This window comes from Pontibacter coccineus, assembly GCF_030546575.1.
GTDB lineage: Bacteria > Bacteroidota > Bacteroidia > Cytophagales > Hymenobacteraceae > Pontibacter > Pontibacter coccineus.
Map to the genome: position 1 here is coordinate 296759 of NZ_JAUOTN010000003.1, position 19511 is coordinate 316269.

General features: G+C 50.7%; 21 protein-coding genes. 9 read left to right on the top strand and 12 right to left on the bottom strand.

Translation table 11 applies throughout. The annotated features are described in order from the left end of the window. Positions 1-28: 28 nt before the first annotated feature. The gene (locus Q4E40_RS08465) at positions 29-1117 is read right to left on the bottom strand and encodes an efflux RND transporter periplasmic adaptor subunit (protein WP_303411398.1); all 1089 of its coding nucleotides are present in this window, start codon (positions 1115-1117) and stop codon (positions 29-31) included. Between the two features lie 215 nt (positions 1118-1332). Between Q4E40_RS08465 and Q4E40_RS08470 the strand changes: the two genes are divergently transcribed. Next, positions 1333-1668, top strand: a complete 336-nt coding sequence (locus Q4E40_RS08470) for an MGMT family protein (protein WP_303411399.1) — start codon at positions 1333-1335, stop codon at positions 1666-1668. Between the two features lie 140 nt (positions 1669-1808). Here Q4E40_RS08470 and Q4E40_RS08475 read toward each other — a convergent pair whose 3' ends face one another. The 5 genes from Q4E40_RS08475 to Q4E40_RS08495 all read right to left on the bottom strand — a co-directional run bounded on the left by Q4E40_RS08475 (position 1809) and on the right by Q4E40_RS08495 (position 5065). After that, positions 1809-2372 (bottom strand): glycosyl-4,4'-diaponeurosporenoate acyltransferase CrtO family protein, encoded by a 564-nt coding sequence (locus tag Q4E40_RS08475; RefSeq protein ID WP_303411401.1) that lies wholly within the window; start codon positions 2370-2372, stop codon positions 1809-1811. Positions 2373-2389: 17 nt separating this feature from the next. Beyond that, positions 2390-2821, bottom strand: coding sequence for a hypothetical protein (locus tag Q4E40_RS08480; protein ID WP_303411402.1), 432 nt, complete (start codon positions 2819-2821; stop codon positions 2390-2392). A gap of 213 nt (positions 2822-3034) precedes the next feature. Beyond that, the gene (locus Q4E40_RS08485; RefSeq protein WP_303411403.1) at positions 3035-3502 is read right to left on the bottom strand and encodes a hypothetical protein; all 468 of its coding nucleotides are present in this window, start codon (positions 3500-3502) and stop codon (positions 3035-3037) included. Between the two features lie 187 nt (positions 3503-3689). Next, positions 3690-4271: a hypothetical protein gene (locus Q4E40_RS08490; RefSeq protein WP_303411404.1), complete on the bottom strand. Its 582-nt coding sequence runs from the start codon at positions 4269-4271 to the stop codon at positions 3690-3692. A 77-nt stretch (positions 4272-4348) separates the two neighbouring features. Then, the gene (locus tag Q4E40_RS08495; protein ID WP_303411406.1) at positions 4349-5065 is read right to left on the bottom strand and encodes a hypothetical protein; all 717 of its coding nucleotides are present in this window, start codon (positions 5063-5065) and stop codon (positions 4349-4351) included. A gap of 496 nt (positions 5066-5561) precedes the next feature. Here Q4E40_RS08495 and Q4E40_RS08500 point away from each other — a divergent pair, with 496 nt between their 5' ends. From Q4E40_RS08500 to Q4E40_RS08510, 3 genes are all read left to right on the top strand, one after another. Further along, positions 5562-6671 (top strand): sensor histidine kinase, encoded by a 1110-nt coding sequence (locus Q4E40_RS08500; RefSeq protein ID WP_303411408.1) that lies wholly within the window; start codon positions 5562-5564, stop codon positions 6669-6671. 535 nt (positions 6672-7206) lie between these two features. Continuing rightward, positions 7207-7944 carry a LytR/AlgR family response regulator transcription factor gene (locus Q4E40_RS08505; RefSeq protein WP_303411410.1) on the top strand — a complete coding sequence of 246 codons (738 nt, stop codon included), beginning with the start codon at positions 7207-7209 and terminating at the stop codon, positions 7942-7944. A 176-nt stretch (positions 7945-8120) separates the two neighbouring features. Further along, on the top strand, positions 8121-9155 hold the full coding sequence (locus Q4E40_RS08510; protein WP_303411411.1) for a hypothetical protein: 1035 nt from the start codon (positions 8121-8123) through the stop codon (positions 9153-9155). Positions 9156-9169: 14 nt separating this feature from the next. On the opposite strand, the gene Q4E40_RS08515 is transcribed toward Q4E40_RS08510, so the two are convergent. After that, on the bottom strand, positions 9170-9544 hold the full coding sequence (locus Q4E40_RS08515) for a cupin domain-containing protein (protein ID WP_303411412.1): 375 nt from the start codon (positions 9542-9544) through the stop codon (positions 9170-9172). 85 nt (positions 9545-9629) lie between these two features. Here Q4E40_RS08515 and Q4E40_RS08520 point away from each other — a divergent pair, with 85 nt between their 5' ends. Then, a complete protein-coding gene (locus Q4E40_RS08520) occupies positions 9630-10037 on the top strand; it encodes a hypothetical protein (protein WP_303411413.1) in 408 nt (135 codons plus the stop codon). Positions 10038-10224: 187 nt separating this feature from the next. After that, on the top strand, positions 10225-10755 hold the full coding sequence (locus tag Q4E40_RS08525) for a ferritin (protein ID WP_303411414.1): 531 nt from the start codon (positions 10225-10227) through the stop codon (positions 10753-10755). Positions 10756-10907: 152 nt separating this feature from the next. Here Q4E40_RS08525 and Q4E40_RS08530 read toward each other — a convergent pair whose 3' ends face one another. The 3 genes from Q4E40_RS08530 to Q4E40_RS08540 all read right to left on the bottom strand — a co-directional run bounded on the left by Q4E40_RS08530 (position 10908) and on the right by Q4E40_RS08540 (position 12672). Beyond that, the gene (locus Q4E40_RS08530) at positions 10908-11204 is read right to left on the bottom strand and encodes a (2Fe-2S) ferredoxin domain-containing protein (RefSeq protein WP_303411415.1); all 297 of its coding nucleotides are present in this window, start codon (positions 11202-11204) and stop codon (positions 10908-10910) included. Positions 11205-11282: 78 nt separating this feature from the next. Then, positions 11283-11699, bottom strand: a complete 417-nt coding sequence (locus tag Q4E40_RS08535) for an STAS/SEC14 domain-containing protein (RefSeq protein WP_303411416.1) — start codon at positions 11697-11699, stop codon at positions 11283-11285. A gap of 166 nt (positions 11700-11865) precedes the next feature. Beyond that, positions 11866-12672 carry a hypothetical protein gene (locus Q4E40_RS08540; RefSeq protein ID WP_303411417.1) on the bottom strand — a complete coding sequence of 269 codons (807 nt, stop codon included), beginning with the start codon at positions 12670-12672 and terminating at the stop codon, positions 11866-11868. Positions 12673-12840: 168 nt separating this feature from the next. Here Q4E40_RS08540 and Q4E40_RS08545 point away from each other — a divergent pair, with 168 nt between their 5' ends. Then, positions 12841-15312 carry a S9 family peptidase gene (locus tag Q4E40_RS08545; RefSeq protein WP_303411419.1) on the top strand — a complete coding sequence of 824 codons (2472 nt, stop codon included), beginning with the start codon at positions 12841-12843 and terminating at the stop codon, positions 15310-15312. Positions 15313-15398: 86 nt separating this feature from the next. Here Q4E40_RS08545 and Q4E40_RS08550 read toward each other — a convergent pair whose 3' ends face one another. Beyond that, positions 15399-16166: a peptidylprolyl isomerase gene (locus Q4E40_RS08550; RefSeq protein WP_303411420.1), complete on the bottom strand. Its 768-nt coding sequence runs from the start codon at positions 16164-16166 to the stop codon at positions 15399-15401. A gap of 418 nt (positions 16167-16584) precedes the next feature. Here Q4E40_RS08550 and Q4E40_RS08555 point away from each other — a divergent pair, with 418 nt between their 5' ends. Continuing rightward, positions 16585-17805, top strand: coding sequence for a S8 family peptidase (locus Q4E40_RS08555; protein WP_303411422.1), 1221 nt, complete (start codon positions 16585-16587; stop codon positions 17803-17805). A gap of 55 nt (positions 17806-17860) precedes the next feature. Here the strand turns inward: Q4E40_RS08555 and Q4E40_RS08560 are convergent, their stop codons facing one another. Next, a complete protein-coding gene (locus tag Q4E40_RS08560) occupies positions 17861-18364 on the bottom strand; it encodes a GNAT family N-acetyltransferase (RefSeq protein ID WP_303411423.1) in 504 nt (167 codons plus the stop codon). 130 nt (positions 18365-18494) lie between these two features. Here Q4E40_RS08560 and Q4E40_RS08565 point away from each other — a divergent pair, with 130 nt between their 5' ends. Next, positions 18495-19493 carry a zinc-binding dehydrogenase gene (locus Q4E40_RS08565; protein WP_303411425.1) on the top strand — a complete coding sequence of 333 codons (999 nt, stop codon included), beginning with the start codon at positions 18495-18497 and terminating at the stop codon, positions 19491-19493. The last annotated feature ends 18 nt before the right edge of the window (positions 19494-19511 follow it).

Consider the following 19511-nt stretch of genomic DNA (forward strand, 5'->3'; position numbering starts at 1 on the left):
TAGGCTCCATAAAGCACTTGACGAGGTGCTACTCCTTCACTTCAGATGATGTCACTCTTCTGATATTCAAATCAGAACCGGGGCGTGCCTGCAATATACCCGAGCTGATGATGGTGTCGCCGGGTTCTACTCCTTCAATAATCTGAATCATGGTTTCGGAGCGCTGCCCGATCTTTACCATCTGGGGCTGTGCTTTTCCGCCTTTCGCCAGGAACACTTTGTGCCCGGTCGCTTCCGGAATAATCGCCTCAGTAGGTATAAGGATGGCTTCCTCCACATCCTTCAGGCCAAGCTCCACTTTCACAAAGGCGCCAGGCTTTATTTCCTGGTTCTTGTTCTCGTATAGGGCGCGCAGTTGCAGGGTGCGTGTGGCGGGGTCGATGTTGGGCTGTATGGCATAGATGGTAGCCGCATACTGCTCGGCGCTTCCTTCGGAAGAGAAGGTGATCTTGTCGCCTACTTTTACGGATTGGCTGTAACGGCCGGGTATGGAAAAGTCGATCTTAACGGGGCTGATATCGACGACGCGGGCAACAGGGGTGGTCGGTGTTACGTAACTGCCTTCACTCACCTGGCGCAGGCCGATCACGCCGTCAAACGGCGCGCGCACATAAGCTTTTGATAAGGTTGCCTTCAGTGCCTGGATGTCGGCTGTGGCGGTGGCCAGTTGGTTGCTCACCTGGTCATACTCCTGGCGGCTGATGTATTCTTTCTCGAGCAGGGTGCGCTGGCGCTCTTCCATGTCCTGGTACAGCTTCTGGTTAGACTGTAGCTTGGCCAGCTGGGCGCGCAGGTCTGCATCGTTCACTGTCATCAGGAGTTGTCCTTTCTTTACCTGGCTGCCTTCTTTGAAGTTGATAGCCGTTACGCGGCCGGATATTTCGCTACGCAGCTCCACGTCCTCGTTCGGCATAACAGAACCGGTAGAAGTGATTCTGTTCTGGAAAGCGGTGGGAGAAACCACAAACACGTCCACGGCTACTTTCTGAGCCATAGGACCGCCTGTAGGCCCGGCCGCTTTTGCTTCTTCGTTACCAGAAAACACTTTGCTGTACAGCAGGTAACCCACAACGGCGGCAACTACCAGGAGAAGGATGGTTTTGACAGTTTTGTTCATTTAGGTTTAAACTTCGATTTAAGGTGCTTGACCTCAAAGGTATAAAAATTCTGGTTTGTATTTAATGTATAGACAACAGCAAAAAACGACTAAATTTACATGCTTAGGATGGTTAAATAAAGCATGCGGCAGGTGAACTCTACCAACTGATGCTTTTATAAGACAAACGGTAGCTCCAGAGGTTTAAAAACAGTTAAAAGAAATTGTATAGTGGTATGAGTGACAGCAAAAAAAACTTTTTTGAGGATGTGTATGAGGTGGTTAAGCTGATTCCTGAAGGGCGGGTCACTTCGTACGGCGCCATCGCCAGCTACCTGGGCTCGAAAGGTTCGGCCCGGATGGTCGGCTGGGCGTTGATCGCTTCGCAGCCCTTTACCGCCATACCTGCGCACCGTGTTGTGAACCGGGTAGGTATGCTCACGGGCAAGCAGCACTTCGAAGCCTCCAACGCCATGCAGGAACGGCTGGAGCAGGAGGGCGTCAAGGTCGTAAATGACCAGGTGGTGGAGTTTGAGAAGCTGTTCTGGGACCCGGCAAAGGAGCTGCTGTAAGGTATAGGAGTTGGGGAGTTTGAAAGTGGGGGAAGTTGCAGTGACGTTACACCGTACCGTTGCTTCGCCAGAGCGGTGCTAAAGTCATTGTTTTGTCACGACTCAGGTGGATACATGCCTTAACGCTGACTGTATTTTGGCTAGCGTAGCGCCTTTTGTGGGTGGGACGGCAACTTCTCCCATACCTGAATTGCCCTTTGCAGCCGGGGACGATTGTAGCGCTGCACCAGAATAGGGTAAAGGTTCAGGAGCACGTTCAAAAAAATCAACCAAAGCGACTGGCCTATACCTTCGCGCAGGGCTACCCCGACGAAGAATGCTAGGACGATGAAGAAGATGACCAGGTGCCCGAATTCAGACTGCTGGGTGTTGTACTCCAGCTTATTTAATGCCTGAAGATCTTTTTTAACCGGGTTGACCGCTTTATGTAGCTTTTCCCAGCCAATCCATACCAGCAGTTTCCGGAAAGCGTGGACACCCAACCACTTGTATACCTTGCCGTCGGTTTCCCATCCCTTTACATCAAAGTACTTCGCGTTTAGGCCGGGCTTGAACGTTTGCATGATGGACGAGACGCCCATCATCAGCATGAAATTCAGTACCCAGGCAAAAGTAAAGGAGGTAAAACCCTGCATGTAAGCGATCGCCGCGATCATGCTCACCGCGAAAAGGAAGATAAGGAAAGTGCTAAGGTACTTGAGCATGGTTGCAATTGGAGAGCTTACCTCAGCAGTGTGATCACCCAGCTTTCTTGCGTTGGGGCTTGGTTATTTACCGTAAGGTCCGCTACCTTTTGGGTTCGCGGGCAACACTCCGAAGGACCTGTGCTGGAAATGGCAAGCCTAATCGTGTCTGTCTGGTCTAGTGCGACAATAAAATATTCTGTTACATCTGGTGATAAAGCAACTACCACGTAGTTAGCCTCGAATTTAAACTGAGCAGTCTTCTTCGCGCCGTTCTGCAGGTAGTACACCCCCACATCGTCCGGCTCCAACTGCTTAGTACTGCCAAACAGCAGATCTTCTTTGGTTTCAGCTGACTTGATGGTGAAGGCAAATGCTTCATCCGACAGGCAGTCTATACCTTCGCAGTCATCTTTGCAAGAATATAGAAAAGGGAGTAGTAGCAGGAGTAGGATGCTAAGTTTGTTCATGTTTAGGGCTTTCAGGAGGTATAGCGGTTTTGATGAGGCTGGGTTTTTGTTGTGCTTTTAGGTTGTGACGGCCTCGTGCATAAGGTGGGAGAGGCCGTTGGCCGAAGCAAGGCTTATGCACTTTTTTTATACACAACAGACCGCTTGGTTTCTTCAGTGCCTCTAGATTGAAGAAATTCTGCACCAGTAATCGCTTTAGAAGATGGTGGATATCTATTTTCGAATGAAGGTGTGTTTTTGTACTCCAGGAAATGGCTTGTTATCTTCATCATAAAGAATGACTTCATAATTTAATTTTAGGGAGTCTGCAGTAACCTCTTCAATCAATAAATTCATTTCGCCTCCTGGTTGACCATAATTTATTTCCTTCCACACGATTTTGAGAAACTTTCCATTCTCGATTCTCCAGGAGCCAGCATGTACATATTGGTGAGGGTTGCAGGCTTCCTCTTCCTTAAAACTGAAATATCCGGTGTCTTCAAAACTCCAAATTTTCAACCTTGAACAATCATCTAGAGTTTGGTTGAGTCTGAACTGTGATGGCTCTGTAATTTTAACAGAATGAAGCTGCCAGTCCTTTGACAATGCTAATTTTGTTTTCATTAACCTTTCCTCCTCGTTATCTTTTTCACATCCAAAAAGGGCAATGATTATAAGAGATAATAAGAAGAGGTTTTTCATGGTTTTAGTTTGTAAAGTGTTAATTAAGGAAATTAAAATTACTGCCAACGGTTTAGCGTTTGGATTGTGGCGATTTAGAACCATTTTCCTGTCTGCCCTCGACATAGTTGGCTAAAAGTTGATGAACTTGTTTTGGTATTTTCCCGCCATAATCTAAATGCCGTGTTGGCACACGTGCTTTTTGTTTTCATAAATTCATTTTTCGTCGTTCCTCTTCCACTTTGTCCCATAATTCTTGGTTGTCCGATTCTGCCATAGCTTTTTTAACTGCTTTAACATATTCTGGGTGATTTCGGTACCTGAATTCTAACCAGGCCTCTTTTGGAAGGAGTAACATAATTAGTCCAAGTCCACCGTAAACAGCGATGCGCTTAAATATTTTTGTGTAGTAGTCCGATTTTGACTTAGAGTACTTCACTGCTCCCACTATTAAGGCAATCACGAGCCCAAACAGTCCAACACCTAAATTTATGGTTGCACCAGGCCAATCCTGGAATTTGAAAAGTAGTCCAATGAGTGTTATTGAAAGAGCAAGTCCTGTCAGTACAGCGCCTATAATTCGCATGGTGCTAATACCTTTATAGGAGTTTTTCTTGAAAATGTGGCGTAGGCGTACGCCGTTGAAGAGTGCAAAACTCAAGTACATGTAAAGTACCGAAATTGCTGATAAGGATAATACTGTCAGGATGCTACTGCCTGGAACGAATAGTAAATTGAGTATTAGAGCTACCACAGCAATTGCTCCAAGTACTATTTCTGTTTTCTTCATTTTTATCTAGTGTGTATGTATGCCAACGGACTTGGCCATAAGGCGGCGCAGCTGGCTTATGGGTGTGGTTAGAGCCTTTATTTTTTTATTCCTAGGAGTTGTCCTGATTCATTAGCAACCAGCACCATATCCTTCTTTCCAGAATGATGCTCTGAAAAGAATATTACTGTGTCCTTTCCTACATAAATTGAATCAAAGCTATTGAAAGAAGAATGTTCATTGCTGTAAAGGTTATCGAATTTCCAATCGTAATTACCTGTCCTAAGGTCAACTTTGCCTACAAATCCGAAAGCTGTTATAAAAGTCTCGCCGTCAACAATAATTGGTTGTCCAAGATTGAAACCATTCACCCTACTTGAGTATTTAATTTTTCCAGTCTCCCGATTGATTAACTCTACAGCACTTCCAGCATTTTCTCCATCAGTATCGGTGTAATATATCAACAAGTCGCCATCAAGATGATGTAAGTATGCATTTTCTACAAACAACTCCGTTTGAAGCTGGAACTTCTTCAATGAATTATCATGGATATTCTTCTCAATAACTGCGCCTTTACCAAAAATATAGTATTTATAACCATTAAAGGTAACTAACAAACTATCTTCATTTTCTGACATATCAGCCAGTTTGGGATAAGCATAATCTGTATTTGGTTTATAACGAAGTGGGTCCAGCTCAGCTGCTACTTGAGTGCTGCTTGGCTGTTTTTTAATATCCTGAGAATCAGGCAAGGAAGAGTCTCTGCCACAACCACAAATGACTAACAGAAAGCATACAGGAATAAATCTATTCATTCTTTTATTTGCTCTAACTATTGTATAGCAGGAGTAGCTACTCCCACTATCTGCACTATATGTGGAGGGCTGATCTGCCACCTACCTCCATATAGCATCATACTAATATACAGAAAATTGCTATATCTTAAATAACCCCAAAAAGAAAAAGGCACCACCTTGCGGGCAGCGCCTTTAACCACTCTAACAAATCACTGTCGGCGCGAGTCCGGGGACTACGCTGCTGACAACGGCCTTATGACAGCCTACAGAAAAAAATGTCTATGCAGCACCAAAGGGGCTCTGTCTTCCCCGATAGTGATACAAGTATAGGCAGTCTGGAACTGGCGATTTTAACTTTTAGACAAGCGACCGTTTTGCGTGCCCTTACAGCAGGTATAGCACCCCGCAGGCTGTACGCGGCACGATGGCTGCACTTCGGGTGGCAGGTATAGCCGCTCGTCTAAAAGCACCTGTCGGCTAGGGACTTGATGCGCAGAAAACGTAACTTTGCAGGATGGAAGTAAAACTGAACGCGGCACGTGAGCTGGAGGTAAAGAGTTGGAGTCTGCCGGACGTGCGTAACATCACCCAGAACAGGCTGCTGCTGCACCTGCTCTTCTGGGCGGTATACGTGTGTTTTTTCGGCCTGCTCTACGGCAGCTACATCGACGACTACTACAACGCCTTCATGATCGAGCTCATCGAGCTGCCGTTCAAGATGCTGCTCGTATACTTCAACATGTACTTCCTGATGCCGCAATACCTGCTGCAGCAGCGCTACATGGAGTTTGCCGTATACCTGCTGCTCATGATGGGGGCCATCGGCATTCTGATGCAGTTTGTGCTCATGCCGCTACTCATTCACCCGCTCATCTGCCCCACCACCTGCACCAACGACAACCTGACGCTCTACCGCTTTGTGCGTAACATCGTCAACCTGGGTTACCTCGTGTCGATGTCAGCGGCCATTTACCTGCTCAAGAACTGGTACCGCGACCAGCAGTCCACGCAGTCGCTGGCAAAGGACAAGTTGGAGGCTGAGCTCAAGTTCCTGAAAGGCCAGATCCACCCGCACTTCCTCTTCAACACGCTCAATAGCCTGTACTCGCTCACGCTCCGCAAATCGGAGAACGCGCCGGAGGTGGTGCTCAAGCTGTCGGGTTTGATGGACTACATGCTCTATGATGCCGCCGCTGCCAAGGTGGCGTTGGAAAAAGAGCTAAGCTACATCCAGAACTACATCGCCCTGGAGCGCATCCGCTACGGCGACCGCGTGGACATTGCCTATACCGAGTCGGGAGGTATAGCCGGCAAGCAGATTGCGCCCATGATGCTGCTGCCCTTTGTGGAGAATGCCTTTAAGCACGGCGTAAGCACCGAAACCAAAAACGCCTGGATACGGATAGATGTGAAGGTGCAGGGCGATACCCTGGTGGTGCTGGTCGAAAACTGCAAATGCCTGGAGAAAGCAAGCGACAGCAACCGGGATTTTGCCTCGGGCATCGGCCTCAAAAACGTGCGCCGCCGCCTGGAACTGCTCTACGAAAACAGGTATAGCCTGGAGGTAGAGGACGAGCCTGAAAGTTATGCCGTGCGCCTGGAGCTTGATTTGGTGCAGCGGTAGAATTTAGTTGAAGGATTCCTCGTTTAGCCACCAATGCTGTTGACTATTTCAATTTTTTTAAAGCTGATTCGGATATATTTATCCGAATCCTAACTGTTGCGGGTCTCCATACCCGCGTATATCGGGATACGGGGATTAAGAAATCCCCAGCAGTTAAATTTCGGATTGATAAATCCGAAAGAGCGATTAAGGTGGGTTTTTTCCTGGGAAGCATACAGGAGAGTTTACGCCTGCCCTTCTAAGAAGGAAACGTTGCTCTTCGGGATTTGCAATCCCGAAGCACTATACTGCCAGGATTTGTAATCCGACTTTTGCTTTTTTCCGTCCGAGCAGCAGCCTGGCGAAGTCTGATACGGATTACAAATTCTGATAATAAATACTTTCGGATTGCAAATCCGAAAGAGCGACTAACAGGCTATACCTGTGTTCTGATCGTAATTCGGGAGGACAGAGGTAGAGTAACGTATACCTCGAACATCAGCCAAGATTAACGCACAGCCCATTACGTATACCTTGTGCCATACCTGAATAGAACATGAAACTACGCTGCCTGATAGTAGACGATGAGCCCCTGGCACTGGATGTGCTGGAGACTTTTGTGGAACGCCTCGACAACCTGGAGCTGGTCTGTCGTTGCAACAACGCCGTGGAGGCCTACAACTGCCTGCAGAACGAGCACATCGACCTGATGTTCCTCGACATTCAAATGCCCAAGCTCACAGGTATAGATTTCCTCAAGTCCATACCCAACCCGCCCAGGGTCATCTTCACCACCGCCTACCGCGACTATGCCCTCGACAGCTACGAGCTCAACGCCGTGGACTACCTGCTCAAGCCCATCGCCTTCGACCGCTTCCTGAAAGCTGTGGCCAAGGTGACGCCTGCCGAACCCAGAGGTATAGCTGCTATACCTGCGCCCGTGGCCCAGGCCGAGCCAGACTACAAGGATGCCTTCATCTACCTGAAAGCCGACAAGAAAATGGTGAAGGTGATGCTGGCCGATATTCTCTACATCGAGAGCCTGAAGGATTATATCCGGGTGAAGACCGATACGAAGGAGATCATTTCGTACCAGAAAATATCCTTTCTGGAAGAAAAGCTGCCCACCGATAAGTTTTTGCGCATCCATCGCAGCTTCATCATTTCTCTCGACAAGGTACAGGCCTTCTCTGCCACCGCCGTTGACGTAGGCAAAGTCGAGATCCCGATCGGCCGCCTCTACAAAAACGACGTGCTGCAAGTGCTCGGGCAGAACAACCTGCTGGAATCATAGATTCTGGTAATGAATAATCAGGAATGAATAATGAATAATTAGAAGGTATGATGAAGAAGAAAATTTATTCCTGCTTTGCAGCATAAACTTGAATGGCAGGTTTAAGGTATAAGTCTCCAAGGTATAACTGCCCTCTCCCCAATTATTCATTACTCACTATTCTTTACTCATTCATCTTGAACTCCATCTCTAAAAAGAAGCTGTTTTACCCGATAGCGACTTGCCTGCGCAGCTACCTGCACGAATACGACCGGGAGACGAAACTGCCCGTGCACTACGAAGACCTGGTCCACTATACCGACGCTTTCCCCTACTACGACAAAAAAGGGCATGACACGCTTTGGGAGACCATCATGTTCGATCAGCAGGCGCAGGGTGAGCTCAATAAGGGACTGACCCAGATCTACGCCCTGCTTAAAACAGACGGCGATATGTCGGTGATGGAGCACCTGTACGTGTCCAGGGTCGACTACTGTACCTTTGGCAACTCCAACCCCTTCCGGGTGCAGATCATGAATCAGCTCAACGACAACTACGACTACTTCTATGTGAAGCGGGCCGATGCTTCGCGCATCTACGGACTGGAGCTGGAGTACATTCTGTCGCCCAACCGCATCAACTACCTCGTGGATGGCGATACCCTCATTGAGGAGCACATTGCCGGTATACCGGGCGACCTATTTATCAAAGAGTACCTCAACCGGCCAGCCTCTAACAAGGTGCGCATCGCCAAGGAGTTTGTGAAGTTTAACGAGCGCTGCTTCGTGCGCCTGCTCGGTGACATGCGCTCCTATAACTATGTGGTGGACATCACCCCCGACTTTGAGGACGAGCAGTACCGCGTGCGGCCCATTGACTTCGACCAGCAGTCCTACGAGGGGCGCAAGAGCATGTACCTGCCGCAGTTTTTCAAAGACAACAATACGATTGTGGACCTAGTGCTTAAGCTGCTGAAACCCGATGTGGTGCGGCAATACCAGAATGAGGAGCGCACGCTTATTTTCAGGCGCCTGCGTACGGCCCGCTACCGTCTCCGCGACCTGATCGACTGCATGCGCAGAGACACCATCTCCACGCCCGAAAAAATAGCGCAGCTAAAGCAGGAACTGGCCCAGCACCACAATTCAGACGAGTTTCTCAAATGCCGCGGCATGGGTGACCTGGTGCGCCTCAACCTCAAGACCGTGATGAAAAAGGCCAAAATCAAGTAGGGCTATACCTGCTGCTACAGTCGTTCCAGGTTAGTGCGGGTGCGCTCGCTGTCGGTCAGGTTGCCGGTGTTCACAGTAGTGGCGGGCTCGAATAGCAGCACTTCGGCCTCTTCGTGCGCCACCGGCCGGTGCTCCACGCCGCGGGGCACAACCAGAAACTCGCCGGGGTGCAGCGTAATCGTCTTGTCCCGGAACTCCATCTCAAAGCTGCCCTTTACAACCAGAAACAGTTCGTCTTCGTGCGCGTGGTGGTGCCAGTCGAAAGCACCTTTGAACTTAGCAAGCTTTACCTGCTGCCCGTTCAGTTCGCCCGCGATGCGCGGATTCCAGTGGTCAGGTATAAGGGCAAACTTCTCGGCCAGGTTCACTTTTTCTATTTTGTGGGTCATGGGCTACTCGTTTTTCGTGAGGTGATGAATATCATTTAAATTTATTTGGACTGATTCTAAATAGACCTTACCTTTGTGACGTTAGATGATAGAGACAAGCGCCACCACCATGATAGCAGCTATAGCGAAGCCCGGAGAGACGATGACAGCAGCCCCCGAACTGGTTGAGATTTATGCAAACGAAGCTGGAGCCGTGTTCCAGTGCGATCGCAGAAACCGCCTGATGCTATACTTTGCCGGAATGCTGAACGTGCTCAAGGTAGATACTTTTCTGCGTTTGAAGCAAGCCGTTGCGAGCATTGACCTGGAGCAGATGGCCGCCAACCCGTCCCGCTCCTCTGATTACGAAATCGTGTCGGTATGTGGCTGTGACCGCTGCTTTATCCTGTCGCTGACCGAGCTAAACGCCCTGCGTGACCTGTTGGCCGGAGCTAAGTTTGGCCTGGAACTGAACCGCCTGCTGCACGAGTGCCTGACCCCGCTCGAAGCCTAGCCCCGCAACACCAGCTATACCTGCCAGCACAACGTTAAAGTTGTGCTTTTTTTATTTAGACTTCTTCTATATTTCGCCCCATCTATCCATTTCCAAAACATTATACTTATCTTAATGGTAAGAATAAGAGACGCATGCTCTACCTGGAGCAAGCCCTGAATTTAGAACGAAAAACATCCCTATACCTATGAAGGATTTACTAAGGCTAAGAACTTCGCTTACCGAAGAAATAGAAAGAGTACTCAACGATCAGATCAAAATGGAGGCTGAAGCTTCGTCCATGTACCTGGCCATGTCGGCCTGGTGCGACCGCAACGGCTTCGACTTCAGCGCAGGCTATTTCAAGAAGCAGTCGGACGAGGAGCGCGAGCACATGCTGCGTTTGTTCAAGTACGTGTCTGATATGGGCGGCCGTGCCGTGTCGCCGGACATCTCGGGCATTCAGATCGAATTCGAATCTTTCAGAGGCGTGTTTGAGCAGGCGCTGCAGCAGGAGATTGCTGTGACGCAGTCGTTCAATCGCATGGCTGACAAGTGCATGAAAACCAAAGACTTTGTGACCTTCACGTTCCTGCAGTGGTTCCTGAAAGAGCAGATCGAAGAAGAATATGTGGCCCGCCGTGCGCTCGAGCTTTTCGACGTAATAGGCGAGGAGGGAACAGGTCAGTACGAGATCGACAAGCGTGTGCCGAAGATCACCTACGAGGACACTTACTAAGCATAAGCGAACCCGACGAAAACGAAAAAGCCTTTGGAGCAATCCAAAGGCTTTTCTGTTTATGTGGTCTATACCTGGGCAGTGACCAAAGGGTGCAAGTTGTTTCTGCTATACCTGTTTTAGAAGTCTTTTCTCCTTCGCCAAACAGTCCGTTATCCTTCCGCTATTACCTGTTCGTCCGATTTCAGGATATGCTCTTGGAAAGCCTGTTTGGCCTGCTCCTCGGTGGTATGGTGCAGCCATGCATTGTCCGGTTGAAAGCTCATAACGGGGGCGAAGTCACAACGGTCAGTGCACTCCGTCTTCACGACTTCCACTTTGCCCTTCAGGCCCATGTCCTTGATCATGTTGCGAAGCGTCTTGCCGATGTCCTTGCCGCCCTTTTTCTTGCATTTGCTACCCGTGCAGACGTAAATCACTTTGTCTGGTACCTCGAATCCTTTGCTCATGTATTAGTTTGAAAGTGCTACCCTTTAAAGGGGAAAATAGGTGAATTAGTTCATGTACGTATAGTGGTCACCCACAGCTTAACTTTGCTGGCAGGCCGTGAGCCAATCGCGTGCCCCGTCCATGTCCTTAAAGATGCGCATCTCGAAGCGGCCCCGTACCCGGTTTAGCATATCCGCTGAGGAGGCGGCCGCAAACGCGTTTTCGTTCGCAACGTGGGCATAGTACTTCAGCCCGGCTTCTGCTGCCAGGGGTATCCATACCTGCTCAATCCATTCCACCGACTCATCCCAGCGCCCCACCAGGCTGCGGTTATCATTCAGTCCACAGGCTGTCTTATGCTGCTTAATGGCTTCCAACACGGCGAGGCTGCCCTGCTTTACGTTTTCGGGGGATACATAGCCGATCCAGTCGTTGTACACCCACCTGTTGTGCTCATCGTAGTGGATGGTCAGAAAAGTCTTGCCTGTAGAAGATGTAAGCTCATGTACTTTCATCCGGATAATTTTTGCTCTGGTTTATGCACGAAGGGCAGCATTCAGCACTGCCTCCCACTGACTTGCGGGAGTAAATGTAGCGAATTAGGTTTGTTAATGCCTTGTACGATTATCATAGGGCTGTAGCCGCAACTTGGACCTGCAAAAGAGATTGGTAAAAGATAGCTTATTGGGCATTGGCGTTCACCAGTTTGAGCTGACCGGCCTGCTTTTGCACATGTGCTTTAGAGACCGGCCCCCCTGTAATAACTGCTGTTCCGGGTTCATTCATGCCTACATATGAATTTCCGTCTTTCCCTGCCAGGCCGGCTTTTCCTGCCTGATAAAAAACTTCTACCAGGCCGGTTGCCTTCTGTGCAGTTCGGGGGTTATGATTGAAATTCAGAACGAAGTTGCTGGTGCTATAGGTGAAGGTTAGGTCGCCGCCATTCCCTCCTGCACCTCCGGGTGTGCCTGCTTCCCCTTTGGAGCCTGTACTGGTGATCTCGGGACGATAAACCGTTACAACCTGCCCCTTGCTATCAATGGCAGTGGAGCGGGTCTGCTTCGTTTTCGGTTTGGCCCCATTCTTTCCTTTATACCCATTCCCACCGTCTCCGCCACGTGTATCGATGGCCAGGCTGCCAAGTTTAATAAAATGAATGGCAATTTCGAGACTTCCGCCATCCTCTCCATTTGTGCCGGCAGTTCCGGGTTTTCCATGTTTGCCATTCAATCCTTTCGAGGTAATGGTACAGGCGTCTCCAACATAGGCTACTTTTGCATCTAGCCGGCCTTTGCTACCTGGGGTAAACCGGATGCTTGACTTGTCGTGCAGGATAAGGGTGTCTACTTGCAGCATGTTGCCTGAGCCAACCACATAGGTAGTGCCTTTGGTAATTTCCAGTTTGGGTAAGAAGGCATGCTGCGCCAGGGAGGAATAGGAACTAAGGAAACCCAGCATGAAAGCGAGTAAGCGAAGTGATTTTTCCATAACAGTATTAAGTTAAGCATATAATTAGATATATTAACCTTGCAGTCAGAATTGTCGGCCCAAAGGAGGCAGGCTTGGTTTCCTGAAATGCTGCTTATGCCAGCTTAAACCTTCCCCTTCACTTACTGTCTAACCCCACATCTAACCTATCTTAACCTTAAAAGAAACATGCACATCAAGACTCTGAGAACCCCGAAGCGATTGGCTGCTTCGTTGCTGGGCCTGTTGCTACTGGCAGGCTCACCGGCTACTGTCGCTGTGGCGCAGGGCGGCAAACAGGCCGCCACCGGCTACCAGCGCCCACCCGAGGCCATCGCCTCCATCATCGACGCACCTTCTACGCCGGGTGTCAGCATCAACTCCAAAGGCGACTGGATGCTGCTGCTGGAGCGGGCAGGCTACCCCAGCATTGAGGAGCTGGCGCAACCCGAAAGCCGCCTGGCCGGTCTTCGCATCAACCCCGCCACAAACGGGCAGAGCCGCGCTTCGTTCATCAACAACATCAAGTTAAAGCAGGTAAATGGCGGGCAGGAGTTTGAGCTGGCAGGTATACCGAAGAACGCGCAGATCTCCTACGTGACCTGGTCACCGGACGAAAAGCAGATCGCCTTCACCATCACCAAAGCAAACGGCATCGAGCTGTGGGTGGCAGGTATAGCCGACCGCCAGGCCCGCAAGCTGACCGAAGCCACGCTCAACGATGCGTATAGCGGTCGTCCGTTTTCGTGGCTGCCGGATAGCAAGTCGCTGCTGGTGAAGTTCGTAGACGAGAAGCGTGGCGAAATGCCGAAAGCCAACCTCGTACCGACGGGCCCGAACATCCAGGAGAACATCGGCAAGGCCAATCCTTCGCGCACCTACCAGGACCTGCTCAAGAACAGAAACGACGAGCAGCTCTTTGACTACTACATGCAAACCCAGCTCACACTGGTGAGCCTCGACGGCAAGCAGCAGCCCGTTGGCCAGGCCGGTATCATCAAGAGCGCCGACGTGTCGCCGGACGGACAGTACCTGCTCGTGGAGACCATTCAGAAGCCTTACTCATACCTGGTGCCGCACTATTACTTCCCTTACAGCGTGGAGGTATGGGGCCGCGATGGCAAAGTGGTGAAGCAACTGGCTCAGCTGCCACTTGCCGAGGATATTCCAATCGGTTTTGATAACGTGGCCAAAGGTCCGCGCGGCTACAGCTGGCGCCCCGACAAACCTGCCACGCTCTACTGGGCTGAAGCGCAGGACGGCGGTGATGCCAGCAAAGAAGTAGCAGAGCGCGATGTGGTGTTCATGCTGGATGCTCCTTTCTCCGGAAAACCTGCCAAGCTGGCCGGTACCAAGTTCCGTTACCGCGGCGTACAGTGGGGCAACAACGATCTGGCGCTTGTAAACGAGCGCCTCTGGAAGACCCGCACAGAGCGTGTAGTGCGTGTGAATCCATCGAAGCCTGCCCAGGCTGGCACGGTGCTGATCGAGCGCTCTTACGAAGATGGCTACAGTGACCCGGGCAGCCCGGTGTTTACCAAAAATCAGTATGGCCAAAGTGTGCTGCTGACTGACAAGAAAGGCGATAACATCTACATGATCAGCGAAGGCGGCTCTCCGGAAGGCAACCGTCCGTTCTTGAGCGAGTTCAATCTCAAGTCTAAGAAGGCAAAGATCCTGTTCCGTTCTGAAGCGCCTTATTACGAGCGTCCGGTGGACATCATTGACCTGAACAGCAAGCGCATCATCACCCGCCGCGAGTCGGAGCAGGAGGTGCCGAATTACTTTGTGCGCGACCTGAACAAGAAAAAACTGACGCAAGTAACCAAGTTCCCGCATCCGTACCCGCAGCTGCAAGGCGTGCAGAAAGAGATGCTGCAGTACGAGCGCAACGATGGGGTGAAACTGACGGCCGTGCTATACCTGCCGAAAGACTATAAGAAAGGAAGTGGCCCGCTGCCGATGCTGATGTGGGCGTATCCCCGTGAGTTTAAGAACGCCGCCGCTGCCGGCCAGGTGAAGAGCTCGCCTTACGAGTTTACCCGCATCAGCTCTGGTTCGCCGCTGTTCTGGGTAACGCAGGGCTATGCCGTGCTCGACCGCACCGACTTCCCGATTGTGGGGGAGGGCGATGCACAGCCGAACGACACGTATGTGGAGCAACTGGTTGCCAGCGCTAAAGCCGCCATCGACAAAACCGTGAGCATGGGCGTGGCCGATCCGAAGCGCATTGCCGTGGGCGGACACTCATACGGTGCTTTCATGACCGGTAACCTGCTGGCGCATTCTGATCTGTTTGCCGCAGGTATAGCCCGCAGCGGCGCCTATAACCGTACGCTCACACCGTTTGGTTTCCAGCAGGAGGAGCGCACGTACTGGCAGGCGCCGGAGGTATACAACCGCATGTCGCCGTTCTCAGCTGCCCATAAAGTGAAGACGCCGATTTTGCTGATCCACGGAGAGGCTGATAATAACTCGGGTACTTTCCCGGTGCAGAGCGAGCGTTTCTACAACGCCCTGAAGGGCCACGGAGCCACGACGCGACTGGTGTTCCTGCCGCACGAGAGCCACGGCTACGCAGCCCGTGAGTCGATCCTGCACATGCTCTGGGAGATGGATACCTGGCTGAACACCTACGTGAAGAACCGTCAGGTGCAGTAAGGTATAGCGACACGTTCTTTAATAATGCAAAATGCCCCGGCCATATAGGTCGGGGCATTTTGTTTATACCTGGTGTCGGGTACTGCTTATTGCTTAATTGTTTTGATGGTGTGCGGTACAATATTGCGTGGCCAGCTCTGTCCGTCTACCGGCTCTTCCGAGATCTTATCCACTACCTCCATCCCTTCTATAACTTCCCCGAACACGGTATACTCCTGGTCCAGCGAGGGCTCACCTCCGATGGAGGTATAGAGCTGGATCTGCTGCGGGGTGTACTTCATGTTGTGTTTGGCTTCGAAAGCCCTCAGCTCCTGAACTGTTTTCGGCTCACCCTGCACAATGTAAAAGTTGTGCGAAGAGGACTCCTTCTCGGGGTTGCGTTCGTCGCCGTAGCGGGCCATGGCCAGGGCACCACGCTTGTGGATGTATTTTGGGTTGAACTCCTGCGGAATTTTATACGCTCCGTTTTTCATCGTCCGGGTATCGGAGTCGCCCCCCTGTACAGCAAATCCTTTTACGACGCGGTAAAACTCACCCTGATCATAAAAGCCTGCTTTGGTGAGGCGCACGAAATTGGCGCGGTGCAAAGGCGTTTCAGGGTATAGCCGCAGCTTGATATCACCGTGGCGTGTGCTGATGAGGATCAGGCTATCGGGGTGCTCTTTTTCATAGGCGGTCAGCACTGCGACTGCGCTCTCCGAAGTGAGCGGTTCCAGCTTTTCTTCTGTATCGGTCTCGCGATTCTCGGATTTGGCCTGTTCCTCTGTGTTGGGTTGGCAGCCTGTCAGGCTGATGAAGAAAGCGACCACCCAGAGCAGATGCCGGGAAGCGCGTGTTTTTTTCGAATAGTTCATAACGGTGAGTTTAGTGCATCTGTTAATATAGTGAACTGTAGGTATAGGGTGCAAATAAAATTGCACCGGCAAGCTGTTAAAATAGAATTAAAATTAGACTTTTCGAGGATAGTGTTCCGCTAATGCAAACTTTGTTTTGCGAACATCGTATAAAGCCGCCTCTATATATTCTGATCCCTGCATACACCTTTAAAAGGGCCCTTGCTGCTGTATAAACAAGAATTTATACCCTGATTTCAGTGCAATTTAAATGTTGTAACAATGTATGGCTTCCTGCTAGTGTCAGGCGCATTTCAAAAAAATATATTCAAAAAAATTATACTTTTATTTGGATATATAAATCTCATTCAATAGTTTGGCTTTCACTATCCTTATAATAAACCTTAAAACTTTAACTAACCTAACATTTTTTACAAGTATGAAAAACACCTTACGCATTAAGAACGTTCTGCGTTCTGTACTATTTGGCGCAGCCCTCTCTACTGCAGCCGTATCGTTTACCTCTTGCGACTCTGAGGCGCCTGAAGCCACTGAAGTAGCAGAGAATTTACAGACTTCCACCCAAAATGGAGCTGTTATCAAAGGCCAGTACATTGTAGTATTTAAGAAGGATGCCAACCAGCGTCTGGATGGTACTGCTACCTATGCCGAGCGTGTAGGCGCGGTGCGTGAAATGGGACAGGAATTACTCTATTCTAAAGGTATTGCCAATGCAACAATTGAGCAGGCCTATGGTCAGGCGTTAGTCGGCGTGGCAGTAAAACTGTCGGATGACCAGGTGGATGCGCTCCGTAGCGACAGCCGTGTGGATTATATCGAGCCAGACAGAATCGTGATGCTGGCGAAGCCAGGAACAGGTGGTGGCGGTTCTACAGGCCAGACAGTACCTTACGGCATTGCCCGTGTAGGTTATGGTGACGGTACCGGCAAAACCGCCTGGGTGATTGACTCAGGTATAGACCTGACGCACCCTGACCTGAATGTGGATGTAAACCGCAGCAGAACTTTCTTTACCTCAGGTAGAGATGCCAGCGATGCGAACGATGGCAATGGCCATGGTACACACGTAGCTGGTACGATCGCTGCTAAAAACAACTCGATCGGTGTGATCGGTGTAGCCCACGACGCAACCGTAGTTGCTGTGAAAGTGCTTGACTCACGCGGAAGCGGTTCTTACTCTGGCGTAATCGCTGGTGTTGACTATGTGGCTTCGGCTGCTCAGTCTGGTGACGTGGCAAACATGAGCTTGGGCGGTCCAACTTCCCAGGCACTGGATGATGCAGTGATTGCTGCTGCCAGCAAAGGTATTAAGTTTGCCCTGGCTGCCGGTAACGAGTCGACGCATGCCAATAGCTCGTCTCCAGCGCGCGCTAACCACGCCAACATCTACACAGTGTCTGCCATGAACTCTTCTGACTCATGGGCCAGCTTCTCAAACTATGGCAACCCGCCAGTAGACGTGTGCGCACCTGGTGTGAGCATCAACTCTACCTGGAAAGGTGGTGGTTATAACACGATCAGCGGCACGTCTATGGCGTCTCCGCACGTAGCGGGCCTCTTGCTGCACGGTCCTCTTAGAACAAGCGGCACTGTGAAGAACGATCCGGACGGAAACCCGGATCCGATTGCAGTGAAGTAATCCTAACGACAAGGGATAGTACAGAAACGGGCAGCTGCGAAGCTGCCCGTTTTTTTTATGCCAACCCTTTGCGCATCACATAATCGTTCATCCAGTAAGGCCCGATCGGGATGTCCTCTTCCAGCAGCACCTGGTAGCCTGCGCGCTCATAAAATGCTTTCGCCTTGTTATACTTGTTCACATTCAGGTCCAGGTAGCGGGCACCCGCCTCACGTACACGTTTTTCCACCGCTTCGAGCAACAGCTTGCCCAGCCCTTCGCCCTGCCGGCTGGGGAGCAGGTATATTTTGTTCAGTTTGTATACGGCGCCTGCTGGTTCTTTTGTGGAATAAGCCGCAAAACCGATCGGCTCCGCACCATCGTACAGCAGAATGAACTTCTGGCCTTCCATCATTTGTCGTTTCAGGGCGTCGTAGGTATAGATCACCTCAAACATATAATCGATCTGCTCCCGCGAAAGAATGGGACGGTAAGTAGGTTCCCAGATGGCCTCGGCCAGTGGATGGATGGTAGGTATGTCAGTGATCGTTGCTTCCCGGATGCTATACTTGGTGTTCATGTGCGCTCATGTTGCTGTGCTGGCAACGAAGATAGGGGCTCCCGTATAAAAAGCCAATGCCTACCCCGATAGGTTTTCAGCTTAGGGCAGAAGTTATACCTTTGTATACCTATACCTTCATCCAACAACTATGAGAGCCATCTACCTGGAAGCCATCAACAGCCCTTTTGTGCTGATCGAGAAAGAGAAACCTGCTGCCGGAGCCGGAGAAGCCATTGTGCAGGTAAAAGCTGCCGCCCTGAACCACCGCGACGTCTGGATACAGTACGGCCGCTACTTCACCAAAGACTACCCGGCCATACTGGGGTCTGACGGAGCAGGTATCGTAACCGAAGTAGGCGAGGGGGTGGACGAGCGCTGGGTAGGGCAGGAAGTGGTGATTGACCCTTCCACCGACTGGGGCGATAATCCGCAGGCGCACAGTAAGGCGTATAAGGTGCTGGGCATGCCCGAGGACGGCACGTTTGCAGACTACGTGAAAGTAAAAGCCACTAACCTGCACCGCAAACCTGCGCATCTGAGTTTTGAAGAAGCGGCTGCCCTGCCGCTGGCCAGCGTTACGGCCTACCGCGCCATGTTCACGAAGTGCGGCTTGAAAGCCGGTGAGCGGGTACTGATAACAGGTGCCGGTGGCGGCGTGGCTTTGTTTGCCGTGCAATTTGCGGTAGCAGCCGGAGCGGAGGTATGGGTGACATCCGGGTCGGACGAGAAGATCGAAAAGGCCAAAGAACTGGGTGCAACAGGCGGCATTAATTACAGGAAAGAAAACTGGGGCAAAGAGTTGAAAGCTATGGTTGGTGGGTTTGATGTAGCCATAGATGGGGCAGCGGGCGAAGGTTTTGTCCAGCTGGTGAAACTGGCCAACCCAGGCGGACGCATTGGGATTTATGGCGGCACCACCGGTATGATCGGCCAGATCAATCCGGCTGAGATTTTCTGGAAGCAACTCGCCATACACGGCAGCACGATGGGCACCAACCAGGATTTCGCCGAAATGATCGCCTTTGTAGCAGAGAAGCAAGTAAAGCCCGTGGTAGACATCGTTTTCCCGCTCGAAGAAACCGAACAAGCCATGCGCTACATGGAAGCCGGCAAGCAGTTTGGTAAAATTGTAGTGAAGGTGAGTTAAGTTCTTTTATCTACACTC

Excerpts from the sequence above, each read along its gene's own strand:
- Q4E40_RS08465 (WP_303411398.1), bottom strand. The coding sequence starts at position 1,117 with ATGAACAAAACTGTCAAAACCATCCTTCTCCTGGTAGTTGCCGCCGTT.
- Q4E40_RS08470 (WP_303411399.1), top strand. The coding sequence starts at position 1,333 with ATGAGTGACAGCAAAAAAAACTTTTTTGAGGATGTGTATGAGGTGGTT.
- Q4E40_RS08475 (WP_303411401.1), bottom strand. The coding sequence starts at position 2,372 with ATGCTCAAGTACCTTAGCACTTTCCTTATCTTCCTTTTCGCGGTGAGC.
- Q4E40_RS08480 (WP_303411402.1), bottom strand. The coding sequence starts at position 2,821 with ATGAACAAACTTAGCATCCTACTCCTGCTACTACTCCCTTTTCTATAT.
- Q4E40_RS08485 (WP_303411403.1), bottom strand. The coding sequence starts at position 3,502 with ATGAAAAACCTCTTCTTATTATCTCTTATAATCATTGCCCTTTTTGGA.
- Q4E40_RS08490 (WP_303411404.1), bottom strand. The coding sequence starts at position 4,271 with ATGAAGAAAACAGAAATAGTACTTGGAGCAATTGCTGTGGTAGCTCTA.
- Q4E40_RS08495 (WP_303411406.1), bottom strand. The coding sequence starts at position 5,065 with ATGAATAGATTTATTCCTGTATGCTTTCTGTTAGTCATTTGTGGTTGT.
- Q4E40_RS08500 (WP_303411408.1), top strand. The coding sequence starts at position 5,562 with ATGGAAGTAAAACTGAACGCGGCACGTGAGCTGGAGGTAAAGAGTTGG.
- Q4E40_RS08505 (WP_303411410.1), top strand. The coding sequence starts at position 7,207 with ATGAAACTACGCTGCCTGATAGTAGACGATGAGCCCCTGGCACTGGAT.
- Q4E40_RS08515 (WP_303411412.1), bottom strand. The coding sequence starts at position 9,544 with ATGACCCACAAAATAGAAAAAGTGAACCTGGCCGAGAAGTTTGCCCTT.
- Q4E40_RS08520 (WP_303411413.1), top strand. The coding sequence starts at position 9,630 with ATGATAGAGACAAGCGCCACCACCATGATAGCAGCTATAGCGAAGCCC.
- Q4E40_RS08525 (WP_303411414.1), top strand. The coding sequence starts at position 10,225 with ATGAAGGATTTACTAAGGCTAAGAACTTCGCTTACCGAAGAAATAGAA.
- Q4E40_RS08530 (WP_303411415.1), bottom strand. The coding sequence starts at position 11,204 with ATGAGCAAAGGATTCGAGGTACCAGACAAAGTGATTTACGTCTGCACG.
- Q4E40_RS08535 (WP_303411416.1), bottom strand. The coding sequence starts at position 11,699 with ATGAAAGTACATGAGCTTACATCTTCTACAGGCAAGACTTTTCTGACC.
- Q4E40_RS08540 (WP_303411417.1), bottom strand. The coding sequence starts at position 12,672 with ATGGAAAAATCACTTCGCTTACTCGCTTTCATGCTGGGTTTCCTTAGT.
- Q4E40_RS08545 (WP_303411419.1), top strand. The coding sequence starts at position 12,841 with ATGCACATCAAGACTCTGAGAACCCCGAAGCGATTGGCTGCTTCGTTG.
- Q4E40_RS08550 (WP_303411420.1), bottom strand. The coding sequence starts at position 16,166 with ATGAACTATTCGAAAAAAACACGCGCTTCCCGGCATCTGCTCTGGGTG.
- Q4E40_RS08555 (WP_303411422.1), top strand. The coding sequence starts at position 16,585 with ATGAAAAACACCTTACGCATTAAGAACGTTCTGCGTTCTGTACTATTT.
- Q4E40_RS08560 (WP_303411423.1), bottom strand. The coding sequence starts at position 18,364 with ATGAACACCAAGTATAGCATCCGGGAAGCAACGATCACTGACATACCT.
- Q4E40_RS08565 (WP_303411425.1), top strand. The coding sequence starts at position 18,495 with ATGAGAGCCATCTACCTGGAAGCCATCAACAGCCCTTTTGTGCTGATC.